The organism is Xylanivirga thermophila, assembly GCF_004138105.1.
GTDB classification, from domain to species: Bacteria; Bacillota; Clostridia; order Caldicoprobacterales; family Xylanivirgaceae; genus Xylanivirga; species Xylanivirga thermophila.
The window spans coordinates 1-1,859 of sequence record NZ_RXHQ01000070.1; the positions used below are offsets into that span (position 1 = coordinate 1).

Annotated in this window: 1 protein-coding gene; it reads right to left on the bottom strand. The window is 35.1% G+C overall.

The features are described from left to right. Nucleotides 1–100: 100 nt before the first annotated feature. Nucleotides 101–1,807 (bottom strand): IS1634 family transposase, encoded by a 1,707-nt coding sequence (locus EJN67_RS13890; protein ID WP_129725020.1) that lies wholly within the window; start codon nt 1,805–1,807, stop codon nt 101–103. Nucleotides 1,808–1,859 lie beyond the last annotated feature (52 nt).

Consider the following 1,859-nt stretch of genomic DNA (forward strand, 5'->3'; position numbering starts at 1 on the left):
CTTGACTTTCGCAGCAAAAAACAGAAAAAAAGGCCTAGGCCCTGCATATTGCAAGGCCTACGGGCTTTTTGTTTTGATCATAAAGTTGTTGTGATACAGCTCATTTTTTGGTCTGAGCAATAATTTCTTTTATTTCCCTTAAAGACATAAATCTCTTTGAAAAATCAACGCCTATCACATGCCCTAGATCCTCGACAACTTCATTGAAATGATCGAACATATAATAGTTTTCATCCATATAAGTTCCAGTGATATTCCTCATCTCATTGACTAGGGTTTTGGTAGAATACTTATGTTCTGTACTCATTTCAAGCAATCTGATCAAGAGCAAAGAGACGAAACATGTTAGAAAATGAGCTTCAATATGCTCTTTGGTAGATACATATACAGGTCTAGTCTTTAATTCACTCTTTGTTATCTTAAAGGATTCCTCAATCCTCCATAGCCCTCTATAGGCATCAAGGATTTCATTGTCAGGCATATCTAGTTCACTTGTGACTATAGCATAGTAACCATCAAATTTTTCCTCTTCTTTTATCTTTTCTATATCAATAGCATGATAATCTTGACACTCGTACAGCTCTCCAGTCTCTGAATCGTATGGAGTAGACGTTATATACCTAAGTGAACCCTTAATAGGTAACTTTCCTCTGTTATTGGCCTGAATCGTCTTTTTAGCCTTTTCGATAGCTTTTTCTCTGTCATAGCGCGCTCTTCTAGCATAGTCGGGGCTATAGAAAACTACCTGTTTTTGTTCAATAGGGGCTTTAATCTTTTTATCTGCGGCATTGGTCACCCAAATATACGTCGGTATTACACGAGATTTAATCTTAAAACCATCCTCAAACCTTGTATATCCATCATCAGATAAAACGAAGTCTTTTAAGTCTGCATCAGCACTGCGGACGCTTTTTGAATATATATATCCATTTCCGTGTAGCATATTATAGGCAATATTGTCACCGGTATTCATCCCCTTGTCAGCTACAACAATGATACGGCCTAAACCAAAGTCATCCTTAAGCTCGTCAAGAACGGGCATCAGCGTCTCACAATCGTTGGTATTACCTTCAAATAGTTGATAGGTAATAGGTAAGCCAGCGTTGTCCATAAGCAATCCCATTTGTATAATTGGATTAGGACGATGCTCTTTAGAAACACCTTTCTTACGTAAATCATCAGGCTCTTTAATTTCAAAGTAATAATTAGTAACATCATAGTAGACATTACTCATGTCTCTACCATAAACTGCACGGACCATTCTATGGATATGTAATAATAGATCATCCCTATAAAGGTTAAAGTAATCTAGAGCCCTGTAAATATCATCTATTTTAAAGTCAAAATCTAAAAAAAATCCATCTATATTTTCAAAAACTTGTTTTTTTGAACAGGGATACAAAACCCTAGAGTACACAAGAATCTGAAAAATATTATTAAGCGAATATTCTATATTTAAATTTCTCTGTCTATTAATGAAGAATTCATTCATCTTTAGTTGATGATAGAAAAAGCTCAATACAGAAAACCCTAAGTTCTTCCTTAAGGTTAAAGTGGTATCGATAGTATCATTAACCGAAAAATTAAAAGTTATAGGCCTAACGCCTTTCTTAGATTCCTCAGTCATTTGTTTTGCTACTTCTGTAAAATGAGCAATAGGATCATCAAAATCTTTTTCTAGTTCATCCAGATAGCCCAAGCTTTTTACGTTCTTTTGTTTAACCTTTCCTGTACCTGGCTCTCTGTAGCCTTGTACTATAGATAGATAAACCCTTCCATTGGGTTTCCTGTCCTTCTTTAGAAACATTTTCATCACCATATATATTATACCATAGAACATCATAGAACAACAGGAAAAA